At 68.5% G+C, this 22564-nt stretch carries 22 protein-coding genes; 8 read left to right on the top strand and 14 right to left on the bottom strand.

Annotation, left to right across the window (positions count from 1 at the left end; genetic code table 11):
• The first annotated feature begins 12 nt into the window (after nt 1-12).
• Nucleotides 13-1305, top strand: a complete 1293-nt coding sequence (pncB, locus tag ACTZWU_RS00670) for a nicotinate phosphoribosyltransferase (protein WP_444735423.1) — start codon at nt 13-15, stop codon at nt 1303-1305.
• Here pncB and ACTZWU_RS00665 read toward each other — a convergent pair.
• On the bottom strand, nt 1302-1910 hold the full coding sequence (locus ACTZWU_RS00665; RefSeq protein WP_444735422.1) for an acyl-homoserine-lactone synthase: 609 nt from the start codon (nt 1908-1910) through the stop codon (nt 1302-1304). The genes pncB and ACTZWU_RS00665 overlap by 4 nt on opposite strands.
• Complete coding sequence (locus tag ACTZWU_RS00660) at nt 1907-2116, bottom strand: hypothetical protein (RefSeq protein WP_444735421.1); 210 nt, start codon at nt 2114-2116, stop codon at nt 1907-1909. The genes ACTZWU_RS00665 and ACTZWU_RS00660 overlap by 4 nt, the downstream gene beginning before the upstream one ends.
• A 155-nt stretch (nt 2117-2271) precedes the next feature.
• Here ACTZWU_RS00660 and ACTZWU_RS00655 point away from each other — a divergent pair, with 155 nt between their 5' ends.
• Nucleotides 2272-2889: an autoinducer binding domain-containing protein gene (locus ACTZWU_RS00655; protein ID WP_444735420.1), complete on the top strand. Its 618-nt coding sequence runs from the start codon at nt 2272-2274 to the stop codon at nt 2887-2889.
• Here ACTZWU_RS00655 and ACTZWU_RS00650 read toward each other — a convergent pair.
• Both ACTZWU_RS00650 and ACTZWU_RS00645 read right to left on the bottom strand, forming a co-directional pair.
• On the bottom strand, nt 2886-4490 hold the full coding sequence (locus ACTZWU_RS00650) for a PAS domain-containing protein (protein WP_444735419.1): 1605 nt from the start codon (nt 4488-4490) through the stop codon (nt 2886-2888). The genes ACTZWU_RS00655 and ACTZWU_RS00650 overlap by 4 nt on opposite strands.
• 73 nt (nt 4491-4563) lie before the next feature.
• Nucleotides 4564-5895, bottom strand: a complete 1332-nt coding sequence (locus ACTZWU_RS00645; RefSeq protein WP_444735418.1) for an ActS/PrrB/RegB family redox-sensitive histidine kinase — start codon at nt 5893-5895, stop codon at nt 4564-4566.
• 90 nt (nt 5896-5985) lie between these two features.
• Here ACTZWU_RS00645 and ACTZWU_RS00640 point away from each other — a divergent pair, with 90 nt between their 5' ends.
• From ACTZWU_RS00640 to ACTZWU_RS00630, 3 genes are all read left to right on the top strand, one after another.
• Nucleotides 5986-6615 carry an SCO family protein gene (locus tag ACTZWU_RS00640; protein ID WP_444735417.1) on the top strand — a complete coding sequence of 210 codons (630 nt, stop codon included), beginning with the start codon at nt 5986-5988 and terminating at the stop codon, nt 6613-6615.
• A 124-nt stretch (nt 6616-6739) separates the two neighbouring features.
• On the top strand, nt 6740-7291 hold the full coding sequence (locus ACTZWU_RS00635) for an ActR/PrrA/RegA family redox response regulator transcription factor (RefSeq protein WP_444735416.1): 552 nt from the start codon (nt 6740-6742) through the stop codon (nt 7289-7291).
• Between the two features lie 82 nt (nt 7292-7373).
• On the top strand, nt 7374-7679 hold the full coding sequence (locus ACTZWU_RS00630; RefSeq protein ID WP_444735415.1) for an H-NS histone family protein: 306 nt from the start codon (nt 7374-7376) through the stop codon (nt 7677-7679).
• A 3-nt stretch (nt 7680-7682) separates the two neighbouring features.
• On the opposite strand, the gene ACTZWU_RS00625 is transcribed toward ACTZWU_RS00630, so the two are convergent.
• The 3 genes from ACTZWU_RS00625 to ACTZWU_RS00615 are packed head-to-tail and all read right to left on the bottom strand — an operon-like array spanning nt 7683 to nt 9443.
• Nucleotides 7683-8288, bottom strand: coding sequence for an HD domain-containing protein (locus ACTZWU_RS00625; protein WP_444735414.1), 606 nt, complete (start codon nt 8286-8288; stop codon nt 7683-7685).
• Nucleotides 8289-8294: 6 nt separating this feature from the next.
• Nucleotides 8295-8837, bottom strand: coding sequence for a protein-export chaperone SecB (gene secB / locus ACTZWU_RS00620; protein ID WP_444735413.1), 543 nt, complete (start codon nt 8835-8837; stop codon nt 8295-8297).
• Between the two features lie 54 nt (nt 8838-8891).
• Complete coding sequence (locus ACTZWU_RS00615; RefSeq protein WP_444735412.1) at nt 8892-9443, bottom strand: FxsA family protein; 552 nt, start codon at nt 9441-9443, stop codon at nt 8892-8894.
• A 110-nt stretch (nt 9444-9553) separates the two neighbouring features.
• Between ACTZWU_RS00615 and ACTZWU_RS00610 the strand changes: the two genes are divergently transcribed.
• Together ACTZWU_RS00610 and ACTZWU_RS00605 are read left to right on the top strand one after the other, a co-directional pair.
• Entirely contained in the window at nt 9554-10210 is a 657-nt protein-coding gene (locus tag ACTZWU_RS00610) for a Tim44/TimA family putative adaptor protein (RefSeq protein ID WP_444735411.1), read from the top strand.
• Nucleotides 10210-10830, top strand: a complete 621-nt coding sequence (locus tag ACTZWU_RS00605) for a Smr/MutS family protein (protein ID WP_444735410.1) — start codon at nt 10210-10212, stop codon at nt 10828-10830. The genes ACTZWU_RS00610 and ACTZWU_RS00605 overlap by 1 nt, the downstream gene beginning before the upstream one ends.
• Here ACTZWU_RS00605 and hslU read toward each other — a convergent pair.
• Both hslU and hslV read right to left on the bottom strand, forming a co-directional pair.
• On the bottom strand, nt 10825-12123 hold the full coding sequence (gene hslU / locus ACTZWU_RS00600) for an ATP-dependent protease ATPase subunit HslU (protein ID WP_444735409.1): 1299 nt from the start codon (nt 12121-12123) through the stop codon (nt 10825-10827). The genes ACTZWU_RS00605 and hslU overlap by 6 nt on opposite strands.
• A gap of 89 nt (nt 12124-12212) precedes the next feature.
• Nucleotides 12213-12767 (bottom strand): ATP-dependent protease subunit HslV, encoded by a 555-nt coding sequence (gene hslV, locus ACTZWU_RS00595; protein WP_444735408.1) that lies wholly within the window; start codon nt 12765-12767, stop codon nt 12213-12215.
• 97 nt (nt 12768-12864) lie between these two features.
• Between hslV and ACTZWU_RS00590 the strand changes: the two genes are divergently transcribed.
• A complete protein-coding gene (locus tag ACTZWU_RS00590; protein WP_444735407.1) occupies nt 12865-13785 on the top strand; it encodes a capsular polysaccharide export protein, LipB/KpsS family in 921 nt (306 codons plus the stop codon).
• A gap of 20 nt (nt 13786-13805) precedes the next feature.
• Here the strand turns inward: ACTZWU_RS00590 and trxA are convergent, their stop codons facing one another.
• The 5 genes from trxA to tsaE are packed head-to-tail and all read right to left on the bottom strand — an operon-like array spanning nt 13806 to nt 22532.
• On the bottom strand, nt 13806-14126 hold the full coding sequence (gene trxA / locus ACTZWU_RS00585) for a thioredoxin (protein ID WP_444735406.1): 321 nt from the start codon (nt 14124-14126) through the stop codon (nt 13806-13808).
• Between the two features lie 59 nt (nt 14127-14185).
• A complete protein-coding gene (gene addA / locus ACTZWU_RS00580; RefSeq protein WP_444735405.1) occupies nt 14186-17554 on the bottom strand; it encodes a double-strand break repair helicase AddA in 3369 nt (1122 codons plus the stop codon).
• Nucleotides 17547-20486, bottom strand: coding sequence for a double-strand break repair protein AddB (gene addB, locus ACTZWU_RS00575; protein ID WP_444735404.1), 2940 nt, complete (start codon nt 20484-20486; stop codon nt 17547-17549). Before addB ends, addA begins: the two co-directional genes overlap by 8 nt.
• Nucleotides 20479-21153: a nucleotidyltransferase family protein gene (locus ACTZWU_RS00570; protein WP_444735403.1), complete on the bottom strand. Its 675-nt coding sequence runs from the start codon at nt 21151-21153 to the stop codon at nt 20479-20481. The genes addB and ACTZWU_RS00570 overlap by 8 nt, the downstream gene beginning before the upstream one ends.
• A complete protein-coding gene (gene tsaE / locus ACTZWU_RS00565; protein ID WP_444735402.1) occupies nt 21150-22532 on the bottom strand; it encodes a tRNA (adenosine(37)-N6)-threonylcarbamoyltransferase complex ATPase subunit type 1 TsaE in 1383 nt (460 codons plus the stop codon). The genes ACTZWU_RS00570 and tsaE overlap by 4 nt, the downstream gene beginning before the upstream one ends.
• Nucleotides 22533-22564: the final 32 nt, after the last annotated feature.

The following is a 22564-nucleotide window of genomic DNA, read 5'->3' as shown; positions in this document are numbered from 1 at the left end:
AAGGGGGCCAGGATGGTCGATATCGCCACGCGCGTCTATAACCACAAGTGGAAGATCGATCCGATCGTCCGGTCCCTGATCGACACCGATTTCTACAAGCTTCTGATGTGTCAGTCGATTTTCCGGAACAAGCCGGATACGACCGTCACCTTCAGCCTGATCAACCGCAGCCGCGACATCCGCCTGGCCGATCTGATCGACGAGGGCGAGCTGCGCGAGCAGCTGGACCATGTGCGCGGCCTGTCGCTGACGCGCGGCGAAAGCACCTGGCTGCGCGGCAACACCTTCTATGGCAAGCGGCAGATGTTCCGGCCCGACTTCATGGCCTTTCTGGAGGGGCTGCGTCTGCCCCCCTATCATCTGGAAAAGCATGACGGCCAGTATCGCCTGACCTTCGAGGGCGCCTGGCCTCAGGTGATGCTGTGGGAGATCCCGGCCCTGGCCATCCTGATGGAGCTGCGTTCGCGGGCGGTTCTGGGCGACATGGGCCGGTTCGAGCTGCAGGTGCTTTACGCCCGCGCCATGACCCGGCTGTGGGAAAAGATCGAGGCCCTGCGCGCCCTGCCCGATTTGCGGATCGCGGATTTCGGCACGCGGCGGCGGCATAGTTTCCTGTGGCAGGACTGGGCCGTGCAGGCCATGATCGAGGGGCTGGGCGAGCGTTTCGCAGGCACGTCGAACTGCCTGATCGCGCAGCGTCGTGACATCGAGGCAATCGGGACGAATGCCCATGAACTGCCCATGGTTCACGCGGCCCTGGCTGATGACGATGCGGCCTTGCGCCGGGCACCCTACGAGGTGCTGGCCGATTGGCAGGAAGAACATGACGGCAATCTGCGGATCATCCTGCCCGACACCTATGGCACGGAAGGCTTTCTGGCGGGCGCCCCCGACTGGCTGGCAAGCTGGACCGGAATGCGGATCGACAGCGGCGAACCCGAGGCTGGCGCCGAGGCCGCGATCCGCTGGTGGCAAGAGCGCGGCGAGGACCCGCGCGACAAGCTGGTGATCTTTTCCGACGGGCTGGATGTGGACCGGATCATCGCCCTGCACCGGCAGTTTCGAGGGCGGGTCAAGGTCAGCTTCGGCTGGGGGACCCTGCTGACCAACGATTTCAGGGGGTTGGTCAAGGATGACGGGCTGGCGCCGTTCAGCCTTGTCTGCAAGGCCGTGGCGGCGAATGGCCGCCCGACGGTCAAGCTTTCCGACAACCCCGAAAAGGCCACCGGCCCAGCCGAGCAGATCGCGCGATACAAGCGCGTTTTCGGCGTGGGCGAGCAGCAGCCCCAGCAGGTGCTGGTCTAGCACGCGGCCTCGGCCGGGCGGACGGCACAGGAGAACGCCAGGAAACGGCCATCCGCATTGCCTACCAGATCGCCAAGGGGGCGCGGCGTCCAGCCCAGCCGGCTGGCCATCCGCAGAAAGGCCGGCGGCCCGAGGAACAGGCATTCCGAGGCGCCGACCGCGTGCAGATGCTGGTTCGCGGCCTCGAGGATCTGTTCGGCCAAGCCAGGCACGGGCAGGGCGGCAAAGCGCGTCAGCTCCCATGCGCGCTGATCGACTGGGGGCTCGTCATGGCAGAGATTGCGCGGCATGCCCGGCAACAGGCCCAGATGGGCGTCGCGGATCATGTAGGAATAGACCACCTTGCCGCCGCCAAAGCAGTGATCGGTCCGCTTCAGCCGCGCGCCTCCGACGGCGCGGCCGTCGCGATGTGCGATCACATAGGCGGTGTCGAACGTGTCATATTGCTCGAACTCGATGCCGTCGGCGTGGTGCAGGGGCCAGGCCATCCGGTCGACGAAGATCTGCTTGCGCAGGCGGAAGAAGCTGGCCACGAGATCAAAGCGGTGCATGTCGCGCGGCAGCACCACGACCTCGATCCGGACGGGGATGTCGCTGTCGCTCATTGGCGCATCCCCTCGGGCAGGCGGGCAAGGCCCAGGAACTGACGCCCGCCGGTCACATGGTTGGGCAGCCAGAGGCCCCAGGGCGTGACCTCGACCTTGAGGACGCCGTCCTCGGCATAGGTATCGAAATAGGTCAGCATCGTCTCGACCATGTCGCGGCTGAACTCGGCCGTCGCCAGCCGCGGTTCGCGGATTTCCTTCACCATCGGTTTTCCTTTCCTGTCTAACCGGGATGTTCTGAAGGAATCCTTAAGGGGACGGGAAAGTCGTGGCCAATCGACCGAGCCTGCCTTTTCGGTATATCCGAAAAGGCATATGATGCCGCGACTGGTGGGGCTTCGGCCCGGAACGGAAGGCTGCGATGCTCAAAGACCTGATTCCCGGCTTCGACGACGAGATCGCCGAGATGCACACGCTGGCGCCGACCGGCTGGATCATGGGCTTCAACCTGACCTTCCGAGGCCCGGAGCATCTGTTCAACGCCTATCCCGAGGCGTGGCGCGCCATCTACGAGGAGCGCAACTATTTCTTCGGCGACCCCATCGCGATGTGGACCATGACCAATGACGGCTGGGTCCGCTGGTCCGAGGTCCGCATCCCGGACCTGCGCGGCGTCATGCGCGAGGCGCGACGCTTCCGGCTGAACCACGGCGTCGCCATTTCGCGCAAGGTGAACGGCAAGCGGTCCTTCCTGACGCTGTCCCATCCCGACCGCGAATTCACCGACGAAGAGATCGGACGCTGCGCCGCGCGCTTTTCGCTGTGGACGGATCTGGTGCTCAGCCGCGCGACGCTGGGCGTGGGAGAGCTTGATGTGCTGCGCTGTTTCCGCGACGGATTGGGCCAGGCCGAGACCGCCAGCGCTTTGGGCATCGCGGAATCGACGGTCAAGCAGCGTGCTTTGAAGGCCTGTTCCAAGTTGGGGGCCAAGACCCGCACGCAGGCCGTGGCCATCGCGGTGTCGCGCAACTACCTCTAGCCGACCTTGGCCGCGCCGGTCAGATCGGGCGCATGGTCCAGCGCCAGCAGCGCGTCGGGCGCGGTCAGGCTTTCGGCGGCGGGCTGGCGGAAGCGCAGCATCACGCGCCCCCCCGCAAGATGCGAGACCGCCCAGCCCAGTAGCTGGCCCTGAGGGCCGGCCATCGCGCCACTGGCGCGCGGCGCGTCGGCGCGTTGCAACGCCGCGCACAAGGCGGAATGGCCGGCACCGGCGGCGCGGTTCCCGCTCCAGAGGGTCATCGCTTCGGGCAGGTCGGTCGCGGCGTCGCCCCACAGCGCGCGATAGGCCTGGTTCGCCATCACCATCTTGCCACCATGGGCGAACACGACCAGCGCATCCTCGATCCCGTCCAGCACATTGCTGCCCAACATCAATTCCGCCCGGAACTTGCGGGTCAGGCTGACCTCGGAGGTGATGTTCTCGAACAGGAAGGCCACCGCGCCGTCAGGGTGCGGACGCCCCGTCACGCGATAGGTCTGGCCGCCGGGCAGGGACCAGGTCTCGACATGATGGCCGGTCGCGGCGGCGCTTTCCAGATTGGCCATGTGCTGGCGCCAGCTGCGGTAATCCTTGGGCTCTGGGACCATGCGCTGTTCGCGCAACTGGTCGAGAAAGTCGAACAGCGTCGGGCGCGCGGTCAGGAAACCCGTCGGCAGGCCGGTCAGGTCGATCAGCGCAGGGTTGAACAATTGCAGGTTCCGCTGACGGTCGAAGATCGCCAGACCGATCGGCAGGTCGGCAAAGGTCTTGGTCAGGGTCTGGACGAATTCGCGCAGGCTGCGTTCCGCGCGCACCGCGGCATCGGCGGGCAGGGCGAACATCATCACCTCGTCGCCCATCCGGTGGCTGTGGCAATCATACCAGGACACGATTCCGTTATCCTCGAGCGCGGCGCGACGGGTTGCGGTGCCTGCGCCAGGAACGGGCTTCGGCGCGTCCAGAAGGCGCGGCAGGGGCCAGCCCAGAACGCCGTCGGCCCGCGTCTCGGCCCGGCGCAGGTAGGCGGCGTTGGCCCAGGTGATGCGTTCGTCCTCGTCCTGGCGCCAGACCAGCATCGGGGTCTGGTCCAGCGCGCGGCGCAGCAGGTCCAGTTCCTCCTCCATCGCGTGAAGCGACATCGAATCGACCACGATGCCCGCATGTTCGGCCTGGGGGTCGGTTACGGTCAGCCGCCACATCCGGTCGCCCAGATCCTCGGCCACAAGGCGCAGGGTCGCGCTGCCCCGCCCCTCAGCCCCTGTCATCTCGATCCGGCCCAGCCGTTCAAGCTGTCCCATCCGGGCGGGCGCCTCGGGGAAGCGCGGACCCAGCCATTGCTGCAGCCGCGACCAGTCGTCGCCCGGCGCGCCGATCCGGTCCAGAAGCCCGCGCGCGGGGGGCGTGGCGTCGATCAGGCGGGTCTGGCGGAACAGGAACACCATCGGCTGGATCGCTGCGTCCAGACGGTCGCGCCCCGCTGCGCCACCGTGGCTGCGCGCGCGTACGCCATCCCATAGCCGGATCGTCGCCACCGCCAGGATGACGGACAGCGTTCCTGCCAGAACCGCCGTGGCGACCAGACCGATCCCTTCGCTCAACATCACCAGCCCCCGTGCCTGTTCCACTCCGCTTGCGGCAAATGTTGCACAGCTTGCTTAAGAATGGGTTAAGCGATCAGCTGTCGATATGCGGATTTTCCGCCAGGGCAAGCCGGTCTTCGGCCCGGATGCGGTCCAGGGGCCAGCGCACGGAGACAATGGCCCCCGGCCCGCCATTCCCGAAGCTGAGCCTTGCGCCCGACCGTTCCAGCAGCGTCTTGGCGATGAAAAGGCCAAGGCCCATCCCCTCGTAGCTGCCGCGCTGCGCCTCGGCCCGGCGCGAGAGATAGGGGTCGCCCAGCCGCGACAGCAGCGCCACCGGATAGCCCGGCCCGTCGTCGCGGATCGTCACGCCAAGGCTGGTCTGGGTCATCTGCGTCTCGATCACGACGCGGCTTTCGGCGAAATCCACGGCGTTCTGGATCAGGTTCCGCAGTGCATGGATCACCGCCGGGTCGCGCCGGATCACCGGGCCATCGGCCTTGATCTCGACCACGGGGCCGCGTTCGGCATGGGGGGCTGCCGCGTCCTCAAGCACGGCGCGCAGGGGGGCTGCGCGCATGTGCAGGTCGTCCTTGCCCGCGCGGCCCATGCTGCGCAGGATCTGCGCGCAGCGATCGGCCGAGGCTTTCAGCGCCGCCGCGTCGGCGCAAAGATCGGGGCGGTCCTGCAATTCGTCGGCAAGCTCTCCGGCGATCAGCTTGATCGTGGCCAGAGGTGTGCCCATCTCGTGCGCGGCCGCCGCGACAACCCCGCCCAGATGCTGCAGCCGCTGTTCGCGCGACAGCGCCATCTGCGTGGCGAACAGCGCGTTCGACGTTGCCTGCAATTCCGCCGTCACCCGATGCGCGTAGCCCGCAAAGAACACCACGCCGATCACCAGCGCGACCCAATGGCCGAGGGCCAGGATCGGCTCCATCCGCAGGATCTCTCCGTCCGGGCCGCGCAGGGGCAGGCCGAAGAGCGCCGCGACCGAGATCAGCGCCACCGTCGCAAGGCCAAGCGCCAGCACCTGCCGCCCGTTCAGCGAGGCCGCCGCAATCGTCACCGGCGCCAGAACCAGCAGCGCGAAAGGGTTGGCCATGCCACCGGTCAGCGCCATCAGGGCCGAAATCTGCACCAGATCAAAGCTGAGCTGCGCCACCGCCCGCCCCGGCGAGGTGCGTTTCGGCGGGTGCAGGAACAGCCACAGGTTCATCGTGATCGAGGCCGCGATCAGCAGCAGGACCGGCGTCTTGACGAAGCCGATCCCCATGAACCACGCCACGATCACCGCTGCCATCTGGCCGCCGATGGCGAACCAGCGCAGCAGCACCAGCGTGCGGATGCGAATGGGTTCGGCCTTGTGCTGGTCCGTCATCACGACCGGCGTTTCAAGGCTGGCCGCGCCCTGGGCGGTTTCCGTCATCGTGATGTCCCTGCGGCGGTCCGTGCCTTGATAACGGCGGCACGATCAGCGATCAATGCGCCCAATTGGCACGCAAGGATGGTGAGAGTCATGGCGGATCGCAAGATCCTGATGTTCGGCGCTGCGGCGGCAATCGGTGTTCTGGTTGGCGGGGGGCTGTTTCTGACGCAGCAGCGTGCGGGCGATCCGCTGGCGCAATGCCGGGGCAGCACCGTGGCAGGGGGCATGGACAGTTTCGGCACCGACTTCACCCTGACCCGCCATGACGGCCAACGCGTCACCCAGGACGAGGTTTTCACAAAACCCTCGCTGCTTTATTTCGGCTATACATTCTGCCCGGATGTCTGCCCGCTGGATACCGCGCGCAATGCCGAGGTGGAACATATCTTGGCCGAGCGTGGCACCGAAATCCAGAATGTCTTTGTCACCGTCGATCCGCGCCGCGATACGGTCGAGGTTCTGGCCGATTATACCAGCCTGTTTTCCGATGACATGATCGGCCTGACCGGCTCGGACGCGGAAATCGCCCAAATCAATCAGGGCTGGCGCAATTACTACAAGGCCCATGACGAGGAAGATCAGGAATATTACCTGGTCGATCACATGACCAATACCTATCTGGTCATCCCCGGAAACCGGACCGTCGAGTTTTTCTCGCGCGAGGCGACGGCCGAACAGATGGCCGACCGGGTGGGTTGTTTCGTGGACGCTCTGTCCTGAAACGGCGCCCGAAAAGGGGCGCGTGCGCACCAAGCGCCTGAAAAAGAAACGGCGTTTTGTCGCAACTGTTTGCCTTGCGGGCCGTGGATCACTACATCACGGTTCTAGCTTTCAGAGGCGCGCGATGGATAATGTGACCCACCCGATCGGACCGGACCCCAGTCTGCTGCTGGTCGATGATGACGAGATCTTCGTGACACGCCTGGCAAGGGCGATGGAAAAGCGGGGCTTCCAGACGGAAACCTCGCTCAGCGTCTCGCAGGCCATGCGTCAGATCGAGCGCAAGGCCCCGGCCTACGCCGTGGTCGATCTGCGGCTCGAGGATGGCAACGGGCTGGATGTGGTCGAGGCCCTGCGCGAACGCCGCGCGGATGCCCGGATCATCGTCCTGACCGGATATGGCGCAATTGCGACCGCCGTAGCGGCCGTGAAGATGGGCGCGACCGATTATCTGGCCAAACCCGCCGATGCGAATGACGTGACCTCGGCGCTTTTGTCCAGCGGAGAGGTTCTGCCGCCGCCGCCGGAAAATCCGATGTCCGCCGACCGTGTCCGGTGGGAACATATCCAGCGCGTTTACGAACAATGCGACCGGAATGTCAGCGAAACGGCACGCCGTCTTCACATGCATCGGCGCACGCTTCAGCGGATCCTTGCCAAAAGGGGCCCGCGCTGATTTAGGGTAATGGTTGTATTACCCCGTTTTTCGCATATAAGCTGATTATCAATATCAGTCTTATTTTCGGGAGACGAAAAGAATGGACTTTGACAAGATGTCGCTTAAGGAATTGCGCGATTTGCGGACCAAGCTGGATCGCGCGATTTCCAGCTATGAGGATCGCCGCCGCCGCGAGGCGATCCAGGCCGCCGAAGAAGCCGCCCGCGCTCATGGCTTCAACCTGTCCGAGCTGACCGGCGCCGCGCCGCGCAAGGGCGGCACGGTGGCGCCGAAATACGCGCATCCCGAAAACCCGACGCTGACCTGGACCGGCCGTGGCCGCAAGCCGCGTTGGGTTCAGGAAAACCTCGATGCGGGCAAATCGCTGGAAGACCTGCTGATCTGACGCCTAGGCCGCATCCATCCGCGCAATGATCCCGGCGAAGCGCGCCAGATAGGCGGCGCGCGTCTCGGCCGGGGGGCGCAGGACCAGTTCCAGCCCCTCGACCGCGCTTTCGTCGCGCAGCGGGAACAGGCGCCGCGCCTCGGCCGGGTCAAAGCCGGCAATCGCCACAGCCTCGATCCGGGCCGAGATGCGGTCGGCCTCTTTGATGCGGGCTTTGATCGGCTTGGGCAGCGCTGCGGGCAGGCCGAAACGGCGGTGGATCGCGGCGGCGATGCGTTCGTCCATCGCGCCGTATTCCGCCCCAAGCGCCGCCTTGACCGGCGAGATCATGTCCCCAATCACATATTCAGGCGCGTCATGCAGCAGCGCGGCCAGTCGCCATTGCGGCGGCAGGCCGGGTTCCAGCCGGGTGAAGATCTCTTCGACCAGCAGCGAATGTTCGGCCACGGAATAGGGCCAGTCGCCGCGCGTCTGGCCATTCCAGCGCGCGACAAAGGCAAGACCGTGGGCGATATCCTCGATCTCGATGTCGAAGGGCGTCGGGTCCAGCAGGTCCAGCCTGCGGCCCGACAGCATCCGCTGCCAGGCCCTGCGCGGTCGCGCGGCCATCCCCGATCAGGAGGGCCGGGTTTCGCCCTGCGCCTGCTGCGCCTGGGCCTGCGCGCGGCGCGCCAGTTCCTGGCGATACAGCGCGACGAAATCCACCGGGTCCATGTTGAAGGCCGGGAAGCCGCTGTCGCGCGTCAGGTCCGCGATGATCCGGCGCACAAAGGGGAACAGCATCCGCGGGCATTCGATCATCAGGAACGGATGCATCTGATCCTCGGGCACGCCCTCGATCTGGAAGACACCGGCATAATCCAGCTCGGCCAGGAATAGCGTCGCGCCGTCAACGCGGTTCTTCGAGGTCACGCGGAACTTGTTGATGACCTCGTACTGGTTCTCGGCGCCGCGACGGCGGGCATCCAGGCTGACCTGGACCGAGATTTCGGGCTGGACCTCGCCGGTGGGCGCGCCCTTCTGGGCGACGCCGTTCTCAAAGGACAGGTCGCGGATATACTGCGCCAGTACCTGCATGCGAAGCTGCGGCTGGCCTGCGTTCTGAGGCTGGGCGGCGGGTTGCGGCGCGGCGCCGTTCGGGGTGTTTTCGTCAGCCATCTTGCTTCCTCGTCTGCGGGGTTTGCCCGCTTCTATCAGGGGGGGACGCCCGCCTCAATGCTGCGTCCAGCCGGAACCGCCCGGACGGCGCGGGCCGGGGGGCAGGTCGTCCAGCTGCGGCGGCAGGTCGGGCGGCGCGGGGCGGGCGGGGCGCTGATCCTCGTCGGCGACGTAATACTCGCCGTCGATCACGCCATCGCCATAAGGCGGGCGGTGATCGTCGCGGCGCATCGTCGCATGGCCGGCCTGCACCCGCGTCACGCGGACGCGCGCGGCCAACTTGCGCAGCACCAGATCGCGGATCCCCGGCACCAGCAGCGCCAGCCCGACCGCATCGGTGAAGAAGCCCGGCGTCAGCAGCAGCATCCCCGCCACAAGGATCATCACGCCATGCGCCAGGGGCCGCGTCGGATCGCGAAATTCCGAGAAACTGCGCTGAATCTCGACCCAGGCATGGGCGCCCTGGCTGCGCATCACCGCCGTCCCCACGATCGCGGTCAGCACCACGATGCCAAGGGTCGGCCACAGCCCGATCAGGCCGCCGACCTGAATGAACAACGCGATCTCGATGATCGGGACGGCCAGGAACAGCCAGAAAAGCCACATGCGGGTATCCCTCCTTGCGGTGCTGAAACTGGACTTGCACCGGCGCGTTCCCTACATAATGGCCGAGCCGCCCGATACCAACAGACCCGATCGCACAAAAGGTTGCCTGCATGTCCAACCCTCTTCTTCAGCTGCTTGTCCTGGCGGGGATCGCCATTTTCCTGATCCTGCGCTTGCGAAATGTGCTGGGAACGCGCGACGGGTTCGAACCGCCCAAGGTCGAGAACCCGGCCCCCACGCCCCGCCGCTTCGAGGTGATCGACGGAACCGCCGACGAGGTGGACCACGACATTCTCGACCATGCCGAGGCCGGCAGCCCCACCGCCGAGGCCCTGACCGCGATGAAGCAGGCCGAGCCCTCGTTCGGCGTGCGCGACTTCCTCGGCGGCTCGAAGATGGCCTACGAGATGATCCTGATGGCCTTTGAGCGCGGCGACCTGTCCGAGGTGCGGCCCTTCCTGGCCGAGCCCGTGGCCGAGGCCTTTCAGTCGGTGATCGACCAGCGCGAGGCAAACGGCCAGAGCGTCGAGGCCAGCTATCTGGGCACCCGCGAGACCGCGCTGGTCTCGGCTGAATTCGACCGCGTGACCGGCATGGCCGAGGTGACGGTGCGCTTCGTCGGTGAACTGATCGCTGCCACCCGTGACGCGGCGGGCAATGTGGTCGAGGGCGACCCCAAGGCGCCGCGCAAGCAGAAGGACGTCTGGACCTTTGCGCGCGTGATGGGTCAGGACGACCCGAACTGGCAGCTTGTCGCGACCGGCTGATGCCCCGCCGCAAGGGCCTGTCGCCCGAAGAGGCCGAGCTTTGGGCGCGGATCGCAGCGACGGCCTCGCCGCTTGACCGCAAGGCGCGGGGGCCGCTGGCCAAGCCCGCCCCGCCGCCTCCGGCCCCGCCCGAACCGATGCCGCAACAAGCCGCGCCGCGCCCGCAACCGGGCGCGGTTCCCGCTTTCCGCATCGGCCAGTCGGTCCAGCACCCCCTGCGCCAGACCAGCACCGCGCCCAGCCCGGCCGCTTCGCTGTCGGCGCAGGCCCTGCGGATGGACCCCAAGACCCACAAGCGCATGACCCGCGGCAAACTGCGCCCCGAGGCACGGCTGGACCTGCACGGCCTGACCCTGGCCGAGGCGCATCCCCGTCTGATCGAATTCCTGATCTCGTGCCATGCCGCCGGTCTGCGGCTGGTCCTGGTGATCACCGGCAAGGGGCGCGGCGATCACGGGCCGCTTCCCACGCGGCCCGGCGCCTTGCGCCATCAGGTGCCGTTCTGGCTTCACACCGGCCCGCTTTCGGCGGTCGTGCAGCAGGCCACCGCCGCCCATCACAATCACGGCGGCGACGGCGCCTATTACGTCTATCTGCGCCGCCCGCGCGGGGCGCTATAGGACATAGCGTGACAGGTCGGTGGACCGCGCCAGATCGCCCAGATGCTTCTCGACATAGGCGGCATCGACGCTGACGACCTCGCCGCTGCGATCGGGCGCGGCAAAGGACAATTCCTCGAACACCCGCTCGATGACGGTGTAAAGCCGCCGCGCGCCGATATTCTCGACCGCGCCATTCACCTCGGCAGCGATGCGGGCAAGGGCCGCGATCCCATCCTCGGTGAAGGTGACGCTGACCTCCTCGGTGGCCATCAGCGCGGAATATTGCCGCGTCAGGGCGTTGTCGGTCTCGGTCAGGATGCGGATGAAATCGCCCTCGGTCAGGGCGCGCAGTTCGACCCGGATGGGCAGACGGCCCTGCAACTCGGGCAACAGATCCGATGGCTTGGCCACATGGAACGCCCCCGAGGCGATGAACAGGATGTGATCGGTCCGCACGGGGCCGTATTTCGTGCTGACGGTCGTGCCCTCGATCAGGGGCAGCAGGTCGCGCTGCACGCCCTCGCGGCTGATATCGCCGCCGCGCGCCTCGGTCCGGGCGCAGACCTTGTCGATCTCGTCGATGAAGACGATGCCGTTCTCCTGCACGGCCTCAAGGGCGGCAGTCTTGACCGCCTCGTCATCCAGCAGCTTGTCCGCCTCTTCCGCGATCAACAGCTCATAGCTTTCCCGCACGCTGACCTTGCGCCGCACGCGCCGCCCGCCAAAGGCCTTGAACAGCGCCGACAGGTCCATCCCCCCCGCCATGCCCGGCTGGCCCGGAATCTCCATCCCCAGAGGCGAGGAATGGTCCTGCAGCTCCAGCTCGATCACCGTGTCGTCCAGCTCGCCGCGCTTCAGCTTGTCGCGAAACATCTGGCGCGTGCCGTCACGGGCCGCGTCCCCGGCCAAAGCGGCGATGACGCGATCCTCGGCGGCCTTGTGGGCGCGCGCCTTGACGGCCTCGCGCATCCGGTCGCGGGTCTCGACCATGGCGGCATCGGCCAGATCGCGGATGATCTGCTCGACATCGCGCCCGACATAGCCGACCTCGGTGAACTTCGTCGCCTCGACCTTGATGAAGGGCGCATTGGCCAGCTTCGCCAGACGGCGGCTGATCTCGGTCTTGCCGACGCCGGTCGGCCCGATCATCAGGATGTTCTTGGGATAGACCTCGTCGCGCAGATCCGCCCCCAGCCGCTTGCGCCGCCAGCGGTTGCGCAAGGCGACAGCGACGGCCCGCTTGGCCTCGTTCTGCCCGATGATGAAACGGTCCAGTTCAGACACGATCTCGCGAGGGGTCAAGTCAGTCATGTCGCTCTCCACAGCGGACCGCCGCCCGCCCACTTCTTCTTCACTCAAATATCCTCAGGGGGTCCGGGGGCAGAATGCCCCCGGCTTCCTCAACCGATGGTCTCGACCGTCAACCGGCCGTTGGTGTAAACGCAGATATCCGCCGCGATCTGCATCGCCTTGCGGGCGATGGCCTCGGCATCCAGATCGCTTTCCAGCAGACCGCGCGCGGCAGCCAGCGCGAAGTTGCCGCCCGATCCGATGGCGGCCACGTCATGCTCGGGCTCCAGAACGTCGCCCGCGCCGGTCACGACCAGCAGGTCGGTCCCGTCCGTCACGATCAGCATCGCCTCCAGATTCCGCAGATACTTGTCCATCCGCCAATCCTTCGCCAGATCGACGCAGGCGCGCTGCAACTGGCCGGGTGCGGCCTCCAGCTTCTTTTCCAGCCGTTCCAGCAGGGTGAAGGCATCCGCGGTCGAGCCCGCGAAGCCCACCACCACGTCGCGTCCGCCGGGGCTGAGGCGGCGCACCTTGCGGGCGCTGCCCTTCATCACGGTCTGGCCCACGCTGACCTGACCGTCACCCGCCACCACGACCTTGCCGCCGCGCCGCACCGCCAGGATGGTGGTGCCGTGCCAGCCGGGAAATCTGTCCTCTGCCATGATCGCTCCGCAAGATGGTTCAGGGCGTCAGATATGGACCGCCCGGCCCGCTTGCAACCCGTTGAAAAGCGGCCCCCGCCATCCTAGCCTGCCGCGCATGAGCGGTGATCTGGTCCTCAACGTCTATCTGCACCCGCCGATCCTGCACACGGCGCAGGCGGGAAAGCTGGGCTTTCTGAACCGCATCCGCGCCCTGCTGGAACCGCGCGGCTGGCAGATCAACATCCGCCATTCCGGCATCGACGCCCGGGCCGAGGCGCCCCGCCAGCCCGGCTATGCGCTGTTCAACATGGAGCGTCCGACCCATCCCCGCGCCCTGACCTTCCGGCTGGCCTATCACTACCCCTATTGGCGGCTGGAACGGCGTGCCGAACGCTGGCACTGGCCGATCGCAGGGGCGCCCTTCGATCCCGCCCGGATCGAGGATGACGCCGCCGCCAATTTCACCCGCCGCCTGCGGAACCGGGTCCTGCCCGGCCCGGATCCGGTCCGGGGCGATCACATCCTGATCCCGCTTCAGGGCCATATCCGCCGCCAGCGCAGCTTTCAGTCGGCCAGCCCCGTCCAGATGATCCGCGCTGCGGCGCGCAGCGGGCGACCCTGCATCGCCACCCTGCACCCGAAAGAGACCTACGACCAGGCCGATCACGCCGCGCTAGAGGCGCTGGCGCGCGAATTCCCGAACCTGACCATCGGAGGCGACACGATGGCGCGCCTGCGCGACTGCGCCTTTGTCGTGACGCAGAATTCCTCGGTGGGCTTCGACGGGCTGATCCTGGGCAAGCCGGTGGTGCTGTTCGGGCAATCCGATTACCACCATGTCTGCCTGAACGCGGCGCAACTGGGCGCGGACGAGGCCATCGCCCGTGCGCCCGATCACGCGCCGCCGACCGGGAAATTCCTTGACTGGTTCCTGCGCCGGACGGCGCTGGACATGATGGCGCCCGATGCCGACCAGCGGCTGCTGGCCGCCATGGAAAAGGGCGGCTGGCCCGTTCAGGCCGCCGCCCCCGATTGACCGAAAGCCCGAGGCCCCGATCAGACCGATTCGTCGATCCAGCTTTTCAGCGCGGCCTTGGGGGCTGCGCCCATGCGGTTGCTGACGACCTCGCCGCCCTTGAACATGAACAGCGCCGGGATGCCGCGCACGCCAAGCGCCGCCGCCTGTTCGGGGTTCTCGTCCACGTTGATCTTCACGATCTTCACGCGGCCCGCATATTCGTCGGACAGTTCTTCCAGCGCGGGGCCGATCTGCTTGCAGGGGCCGCACCATTCGGCCCAGAAATCGACCACGACAGGCATGTCCGCCTGACGGACCTCGGCATCGAATTCGGCGTCGTTCACATGCACGGTGGCCATGCGCTGCTCCTTCCTGGGATTGGGGTTGCCGGCGCGGGCCGGCGGGTCATACCCAACAGCTATGGACCCGGCGGCCTCTGGTCAAGTCCGGCCATGACCGCGTCCAGCAGCGGATCGGGCAGGATCATCAGGCTGCGCGAGGCCGTCCACAGCACCGCCGTGTCGACCGGGCGGTCGCCCCAGATCCCCCGCAAGGCCGCCCGATAGGCCGCCATCTGCCGCAGGATGCCCAAGGGAACGGCATCAGGCGAGGCGGGAACCTCGGCATTGGTCTTGTAATCCACGGCCAGGATGCGCCCATCCTCGACGATCAGCCGGTCGATTACGCCGTTCAGCACGCCGATGCCGGGCAGGGGCGCGGTGATCGCCACCTCGGCCATGATCTCGGCCCCCGGCGCGGGGCGCAGGACCTGCGCCAGATCGGGCGCGCCGATCACAGCCTCGGCCTCGGCCAGCAGGTCGTCCAGTTCCGTCGCGTCTGGCAGGCCCCCCTCGGCCCCGGCCAGCAGGGCGCGGGCAAGGGCGGGCCAGTCGGCGCGCGGTTGATGGGGCAGATGCTCCAGCAGCAGGTGCAGGCGGATACCCCTTTCAATTGCGGTCTCTCTGTCAGCCTTGCCCGAGCCGATACTCTTGAGCCCCTCAAGTTTGCTCGGTCGCACTGGTGAGATATAATCCGGAGGGGTGGCTGCTTTTTTCCGCGCCCAATCGGGCAGCGCGACCGCCACGGGCGCGGCGGGTGCGGCGGCCTCGGCATGGTCGGGCCAGTCGCCGAAGGACAGGCGCAGCCCGTCGGGCAGGTCGGGCAGAGGCAGGGGCGCGCGGGCCAGATCGCAGCGCGCCGCCCCCGCCGCGATCATCGAATGCCAGCTGTCCAGCGCGTCACCCACCTCGCCCGCAGCCGCCACGACCAGCCAGCTTTCCGCGCGCGTCATGGCGACGTAAAGCAGACGCCTGCGTTCTTCCACTTGCCGCCGTTCCCAATCGGCCACGGCCAGCGCGACGGGATCGCAGCGTTCCGCCGCAGTGCCGCGCCAGACGGGCATCCCGTCCAGATCGACGACCCGCCCGCCCGCAGGCGCGCGGCGCTTCTGCGTCTCGGGCAGGAAAACGATGGGGCTTTCCAGACCCTTGGAGCCGTGGACCGTCATCACCCGGATCAGCCCGCCCGCGCCCGAGGGAAGCTGACGCTTGACCTCGACCTCGTCGCCCTCCAGCCAGACAAGGAACCCGGTCAGCGAGGGCGTCTCGACCTGTTCATAGGCCAGGGCCTGCGACAGTAATTCGTCGATCCCGTCCTCGGCCTCGGGGCCAAGGCGGGCCAGCAGCGCTGCGCGGCCGCCATGCCGGGTCAGCAGCCGCGCGATCAGGTCATGGGGGCGGATGAAGTCTGCTTGCTTCATCATATCTTGGATGACATCGTGGGCTTTATGGTGCTCCGAGTGCCGCAGCCGCTCCCATACTGTTTCTCGCGGCTTGCGGTTAACGGCTAGCCGATAGAGATCATCCTCGGACAGCCCGAACAGCGGCGAGCGCAGGGCAGCGGCAAGCGCCAGATCATCCTCGGGGGTGGCCAGAACCGACAGGGTGGCGGTGATGTCGCGCACGGCCAGTTCGGCCGCCAGCTTCAGCCGGTCGGCCCCCGCCACGGGCAGATCCGCAGCTTTCAGCGCCCCGATCAGCGCGTCGAACAGCCGCCCGCGCCGCTGCACCAGGATCTGGATGTCGCCCGGCCCGATGGCGCGCGGCTGGCCGGTCTTGGCGTCCAGGATCGGGCTGCCCAGCATGGCTTCGATCTGGCGGGCGATGGCGCGGGCCAGAACCACCTCGGCGTCGTTTTCGGCGGGGGCATCGACGGGGCGGGTCCAGTCGCCCTCCTCGGGCTTTTCGGGGGCGGGGATGGGCGGCCACAGATCGACGCGCCCCGGCAGGTCCGCGCGAAAGGCGATGTGGCTGGGCTGATCGCCCAGACCCTGCGCGGCCTCGGCCTGAAAGACCGCATCGACCAGCCGCAGGATCGCGGGCGAGGACCGGAAGCTATGCGCCAGCCCGCGCTGCTGCATCGGCGCCTGCGCCTCGTGAAAGGCGGTGTCGAAGCGGTCGCGCATATCCTCGAAGACGGCGATGTCGGCGCCCTGAAAGGAATAGATCGACTGCTTGGGGTCGCCCACCACGAACAGCGTGCGGGGCCGGTCCTGCGCGCCCGCGCCGCTGGTGAATTCGTCGGTCAGGCGGCGGATCACGCGCCATTGGCCGGGGCTGGTATCCTGCGCCTCGTCCACCAGAATATGGTCGATCCCGCCATCCAGCCGCCAAAGCACCCATTGCGCCATGCTGGATTCCTCAAGCAGTTCGGCGGTGCGGCGGATCAGGTCGTCGAAGTCCAGCCAGCCATGCGCGGCCTTCTCGGCCTCCATCCGGCGGGTGAAGGCATGGCCGAAGCGGTGCAGCGCCAGGGTGCGTTCGGCGGTGGCCAGCGCGTGCATCTGCGGGCGGGCCAGTTCGACCCTGATCATCAGGTCTTCCAGATCGGGGACCAGCGCGGCGCAGGACCCTGCGCGCAGATCCTTGGTCGGAATTCCGCCAATCTTGGCGGCAAAGGGCGTCTTGGCCGTGCCGCCGAACAAGAGGCAGCCGGTCAGGATCGCCAGATCGTCAAGGCCCGGATCGCGCCATTTGCCCTGAGCCAGCTTCTCGGCCAGCTTGGCGTCGGTGGACTTGCCCGCCCGCAGCAGGGGCAGCAGCGCGTCCATCAGATTGCCCTCGGACCCCGTGAAGACCTGCGCCAGCAGCGCGTCGGCGGTCAGGCCGGGGGGCAGGTCCAGCGCGCGCCAGATCGCCGCCGCGTCGGGCGGGTCCGCGTAATCCGAGGCCGACAGCCCGGCCAGAAACCCGTCAATCCCCTCGCCCGAATGCAGCCGCGTCAGGTCGGCGATAACCGGATCGCCCGCCTCGGCCATCTCTTCCAGGATGCGGGCGCGCAGCGCGCCGGCGCTGCGGTCGTCCAGTTCCGCGAACCCCATCGGAACGCCCGCCTCCAGCGGGAAGCGCCGCAGAAGCGCCGCGCAGAAGCTGTGGATCGTCTGCACCTTCAGCCCGCCGGGCGCCTCGATCGCGCGGGCGAAAAGGCGCCGCGCCTCGGCCAGATCGGGGGCGCCGCCTTCGCCAAGCGCGGCCAGTTCGTCGCGCAGCGCGGGTTCGGGCAGCATCGCCCATTTCCCCAGCCGCGACAGCAGGCGGTTCTGCATCTCGGTCGCGGCGGCCTTGGTGTAGGTCAGGCAGAGGATGCGTTCGGGCGGCGTGCCGGCCAGCAGCAGCCGCGCCACGCGGTCGGTCAGCACCCGCGTCTTGCCCGACCCGGCATTCGCCGTCAGCCATGTGGAGCGCAGCGGGTCCGCCGCCGCGATCTGGTTGCGGGTCGCGTCATCCATGATCGCCCACCTTCTGCGGTTCGGCGGCATCGGTCAGCGCCCATTCGCCATAGCGCGCCAGATGGTCGTAATCGCCCGCAAAGGACAGCATCGCAGGCGCGCGCATGGCGGTGAAACCCACCTCGCCGGTCAGATAGGCGCGCAGCAGGGCGACCAGCCCCTCCCAGTTCTGGCCCTCGAGATCCAGCGAATGCTCGCGCAGATGCGTCTCGCCGCGCTTGCCCAGCTGGATGTAGCGGATGCCCGCCACATCGACCGGCCCCAGATCGGCAAAGCCGCCGCGCCGGGCCATCGCGGCCTGCAGGATCAGCTGTTTGTCGAAGGCCGCGATCTGCTTGTCCGAGGGCGGGTCGCCGGTCTTGTAATCGTAGATCACCACCCGCCCGTCATGCAGCATGTCGATCCGGTCGGGCCGGGCGGTCAGCACGATGTCGAAACCGGCGACGGTCACGCGGCCGCCATTCTCGATCACCACGGGGCGGCCTTCGGCGCGGCGTGCGACCTCGTCTGCGACAAGCTGGTCCGCGATCCCCGCGATGCGGGCGGACCAGAAGGCGCGGGCGGCGGGCCAGGGCACCTGCCGGGCCAGAACCTCGTCGGCCAGGGTCAGGAACCTCGCTTTCAGCGCCGCCGGATCGGTCACGTCGGCATCGCCGCGCAACAGCGCCTCGACGATGGCATGCAGCGCCTGCCCGCGCAGCGAGGCGTCGGGCTGGGGCCTGAGCGGCGGCAAAGGACGCAGGCCAAGGACGCGCTTGGCGTAGATCGCGTAAGGGTCGCGGATCAGCGTCGCCACATCGGTGACCGGCAGGTCGGCAAAGGGATTGCCCGGCGGCACCGGGGCGGGGCGAGGGGCGGGCGGTGTGCGCGTCTCGGGGCGGGCGATCGCTTCGGCCAGGTCCAGCCACAGCCGCCCGCGCGCGCGCATTGCGGCCAGCGCCTCAGGGCCGTTCCGGTCGGGCAGGCCGCTCATCAGGTTGACCAGCCGGTTCAGCCAGCGCGAGGGGATGGTCTCGGCCTCGGCATCGCGGCGCGCGCGGGTCAGGATGACGCGCTTGGCGCCGATGGCCTGCTGAAAGTCATGCGCGGCCAGCCCGATCTGGCGTTCCGGCACCGGCAGCCCCGCCGCCAGCCGCATCTGCCGCGACAGCCACGGATCGGGCGAGGGCGCCTGCGGCCACCCCCCCTCGTTCAGGCCCGACAGGATCACCGCGCCATGCCCGAAGATCCGCGCCTCGCGCGGGCCGCGAATCCGCAGGCGGTGATCGCTGGCGATGTCCTCGCGCTGCGATTTCGTCTGAAGCTGCCCGATCAGCAGGGCGCAGAAATCGCCGGGCGACAAGGGCGGGCCAAGCGGGGCGTGCTCCGCCAGATGGTCCAGCACCGCGCGCGACAATTGCCCGGCCTTGTCCTGCCACAGCCGCGACCGGCCCGCATCGCCGTCCGGCCCCGCCGCCAGCGCCTCGGCCAGAGACATCAGGTCGGCCAGCCGCTCGGGCAGCGGGCGCGGGCCACGGTCGCGGGCCAGGGGGGTGATGCGCTCGACCATCCCGGCCAGCCATTCCGCCCAGATCTTGCGGCTGGCATCGCCCTTGGTCGCCCAATCGTGCAGAAAGGCCGCGTCGGGAAAGGCCGGACCCTTGCGCCGCAGCCGCAATTCCAGATCGCGGGCATGGCGCAGCATGTCGTTGCGCGCCACCGCGTCGGAGCCCGTCGCGGTCAGCGGATGCTTCAGCAGGATCAGCAGGCGGTCGATGGTCAGCGCCTCGCCGAACAGTGCCGCGACCTGCCGCAGGAACAGCCCCGGCGGCGTCAGCGGCAAAGGCTGGCCCGCGCTGTCATCGGGGCGGATATGCCAGCGGTCCAAAGCCGCCGTGACGCGGCGGATCAAGCCGCTATCGGCGGCGATCAGGGTGATGTCGCGCCCGGTCTCGGCGGCCTCGCGCATGATCAGCGCGATGGCCTCGGCCTCTTGGCCCGGCTGGTCGGCCTCGATCAGGGTCAGCCCCTCGGTCGCGCCCATCAGGTCGGGCAGCGAGGGGCCTTCGGTGATCCACTGATCGGTGACGGGCGCCGGGCGCAGGGCAAGCGACACCAGCCGCCCCCGCGCCGGGCTGGGCGGGGCCAGATCGGTCCAGGGGCGCGGCGGCCCGGCGGCGATCAGGGGCGCATAGCGGGCCTGCGGGTGATCCTCGGCCCGTTCGTCCAGCCGGTCCCAGACCGCCTGCGGCTGGTCGAAATCGAAGCCGGGCAGCACCACGGCGCCCTCGGGCAGGGCCATGACCGCCTGCATGAACAGCCGCGTCGCCCCGTGCGATCCGGTCGAGCCCGCGACGATCACCGGCCCGTCGGGCAGGTTCAGCCCAAGCGGCCAGTCGCGGGCGGCGGCCTCGGCGGCCAGATGCTGGCGGGCGGCCTGATCGCTGGCCGCGCCGTCCAGATAGAAGCCGGCCGCGATCCGCAGAAAGACCAGCGCATTCTGCCAATGGCGGGCGTGATCGCCGGTGTCGATCGCCTCAAGCGCGGGCAGGTCGCTGCCCTCGCGCTGCATCTCGGTCATCAGGTCGGCCAGCGATTTCGCCAGAACCGGGACCGAGCTTGCCGCCAGATCGGGCCGCGTCGCCGCAAAGCCCGCCACCAGCCGCGCCAGTTGCAGCTGCCGCGCCAGAGGCGGCTCGGGCGGGTCGGGCAGGGCCAGCGGATCGGGCGCCAGTGCGGTGACGACACGCAGGCGCGGCAGCAGCAGCGGGCCGTGATCGTCCAGCGCCCGGCGGATCGCGGACAGGGTCGCGGTGGCGTTGACGCAGATCGTCACCCGCGCCAGATCCTGCGGCGGCCTGCCGCGATACCGCTCCAGCAGGCCGCGCACGAATTCGGCGGCGAAATCCACCCCGCAGGGCAGCGCGTAAAGGCCGCGCATCGGCTCAGCCATGCAGCAGCCCCTCGGCCAGAGGGATGGCCTCGGGGTAGCCCACATCGCACCAGCCGCCCTGATGGATCAGGCCGAAGGCACGGCCCTTCTCGATCATCAGGTCCCACAGACGGTTCAGCGAAAAGGCGCGTTCGGGGATGGCGGCCAGACGGTCGGGGCGGATGATCTGCGCGCCGCCATAGACCAGATCGCCCCGCCGCGCGATGCGGCCCTCGGGGTCCAGCGCGAAATCGCCCGCGCCCTTGCGCCCGACCGCGCGGTCCAGCGGCACCAGCGCCAGCAGCGCGTCCATCCGGTCGCCGTCCCAGGCCGCGGCCAGCGCCGCCAGCGGGTTCGGCCCGGTCCAGACCACATCCGGGTTCAGCGTCATCACCGGCCCGGCGCCCAGCAGGGGCAGCGCCTTTCGCAGCCCGCCCCCGGTATCGAGGATCGCGCCCGCCTCGCTGCTGATGGCGATGTCGCGCCCGGACAGATGGCGGCGGATCTGCGCGCCCAGATAATGCGTGTTCACCACGACCGGCGCGGCCCCGGCCTCGGCCCCCAGATCCAGCGCGCGGTCCAGCAGGGTGCGGCCCGCGACCTCGATCAGGGGTTTGGGGCGCATGTCGGTCAGCGGGCGCATCCGCGTGCCAAGCCCGGCGGCAAAGATCATCAGGGGCAGGGTCATCGCGCGGCAAGCCTTTCGATCATCGCATCCGAGGGCGGCGGCACCGCGTCAAGCGCCCGCGCCAGAGGCGCCAGCGCCGGGTGGCGCAGGTTCGTCTGCACATGGTCCCAGACGCGCGGCATCAGCGCCAGATAGCGCGGCTTGCCGTCGCGCAGCGCCAGACGCGCGAAGATGCCCAGAATCCGCAGGTTGCGCGCCGCACCCAGCAGGGCATAGGCCGCAGAGAACCGCTCCGGGTCGTGGCCGGTCGCGTCCAGATAGCGGCGGATCGTGGCTTGGGCGATGTCGGGCGCCACGTCGCGACGGGCATCCTGAAGGGCCGAGACCAGATCATAGGCCGGATGCGCGGCCACCGCGTCCTGATAGTCGATCAGCCCAAGCGGCGCTGCCCCGCGCCAGATCAGGTTCTCGGCGTGGAAGTCGCGCAGCGCCAGAACCGGCGGCAGATCCTCGGCCAGACCCCGATGCAGGGCGGCGATGATCGGGGCGATGTCGGGCGCCGTGGCCCCGGCTGCGGGCAGGTAGAATTCCGCGAAGAGCCCGACCTGATCGGCCAGAGCCGCCCCGTTCAGGGGCCGCACGCTGTCCGGCACGGGCAGGCGGTGCAGCCCGGCCAGCAGGTCCGCGATCCGCGCATAGGCGACGGGCGCCAGATCGGGCTCGCGTTCCAGCACCCGCGCCAGAAGGTCGTCGCCCAGATCCTCGACCAGCGCCAGCCCCTGCGCGGCATCCTCGGCCAGGATCGCGGGCGCGCCGAATCCGTGGCCGCGCAGCCAATGCGTCATGGCCAGAAAGGCCGCCATGCTGCCGCCCGGATCGTCCATCAGCACGGCGCGGTCCCGCGCGCCCTCCAGCCGAAAATAGCGCCGCGCCGAGGCATCGCCCGCCAAGGGCAGCACCCGCGCATCCGACCAGCCCGCCCGGTGCAGGAACCCGGCGCAAAGCGCCAGACGCGGATCGGCCCCGTCCAGATCGATCCGGCGCAGCGCCGGGTCGGGCAGATTGGCCAGCCGCAGCCAGATCGCGCCCTTTGGCACGCGGTCCAGCCGGTCGGGCCATTCGATCAGGCAGATCGCGTCGTCCAACGCCTCGTCCAGACCCAGCTCGGCCAGTTCCGACGGGTCGGTCAGGCGGTAGAGGTCGGCGTGCCAGATCTCGGTCCCCATCGGGTCGTCATAGGTCTGGACCAGCGTGAAGGTCGGGCTTGGCACGTCCTCGGCCGCGTCGCCCTGACGGGCGCGGATGAAGGCGCGGGCGAAATGGGTCTTGCCCGCGCCGACCGGCCCCTCCAGCAGCAGGGTCTGGCCGGGGCGCATCGTGGCGGCCAGCATCCGGGCCAGCCCGGCGGTCAGGGTCTCGTCGGCGATCAGCGTGCTCATGGCGCCGTTCTAGCCAAAGCGGCGGGCCGGGG

It is taken from the genome of Paracoccus sp. NSM, from assembly GCF_052379855.1.
In the GTDB taxonomy this organism is placed as follows: Bacteria; Pseudomonadota; Alphaproteobacteria; order Rhodobacterales; family Rhodobacteraceae; genus Paracoccus.
This window is presented reverse-complemented; position numbering and strand designations above follow the sequence as displayed.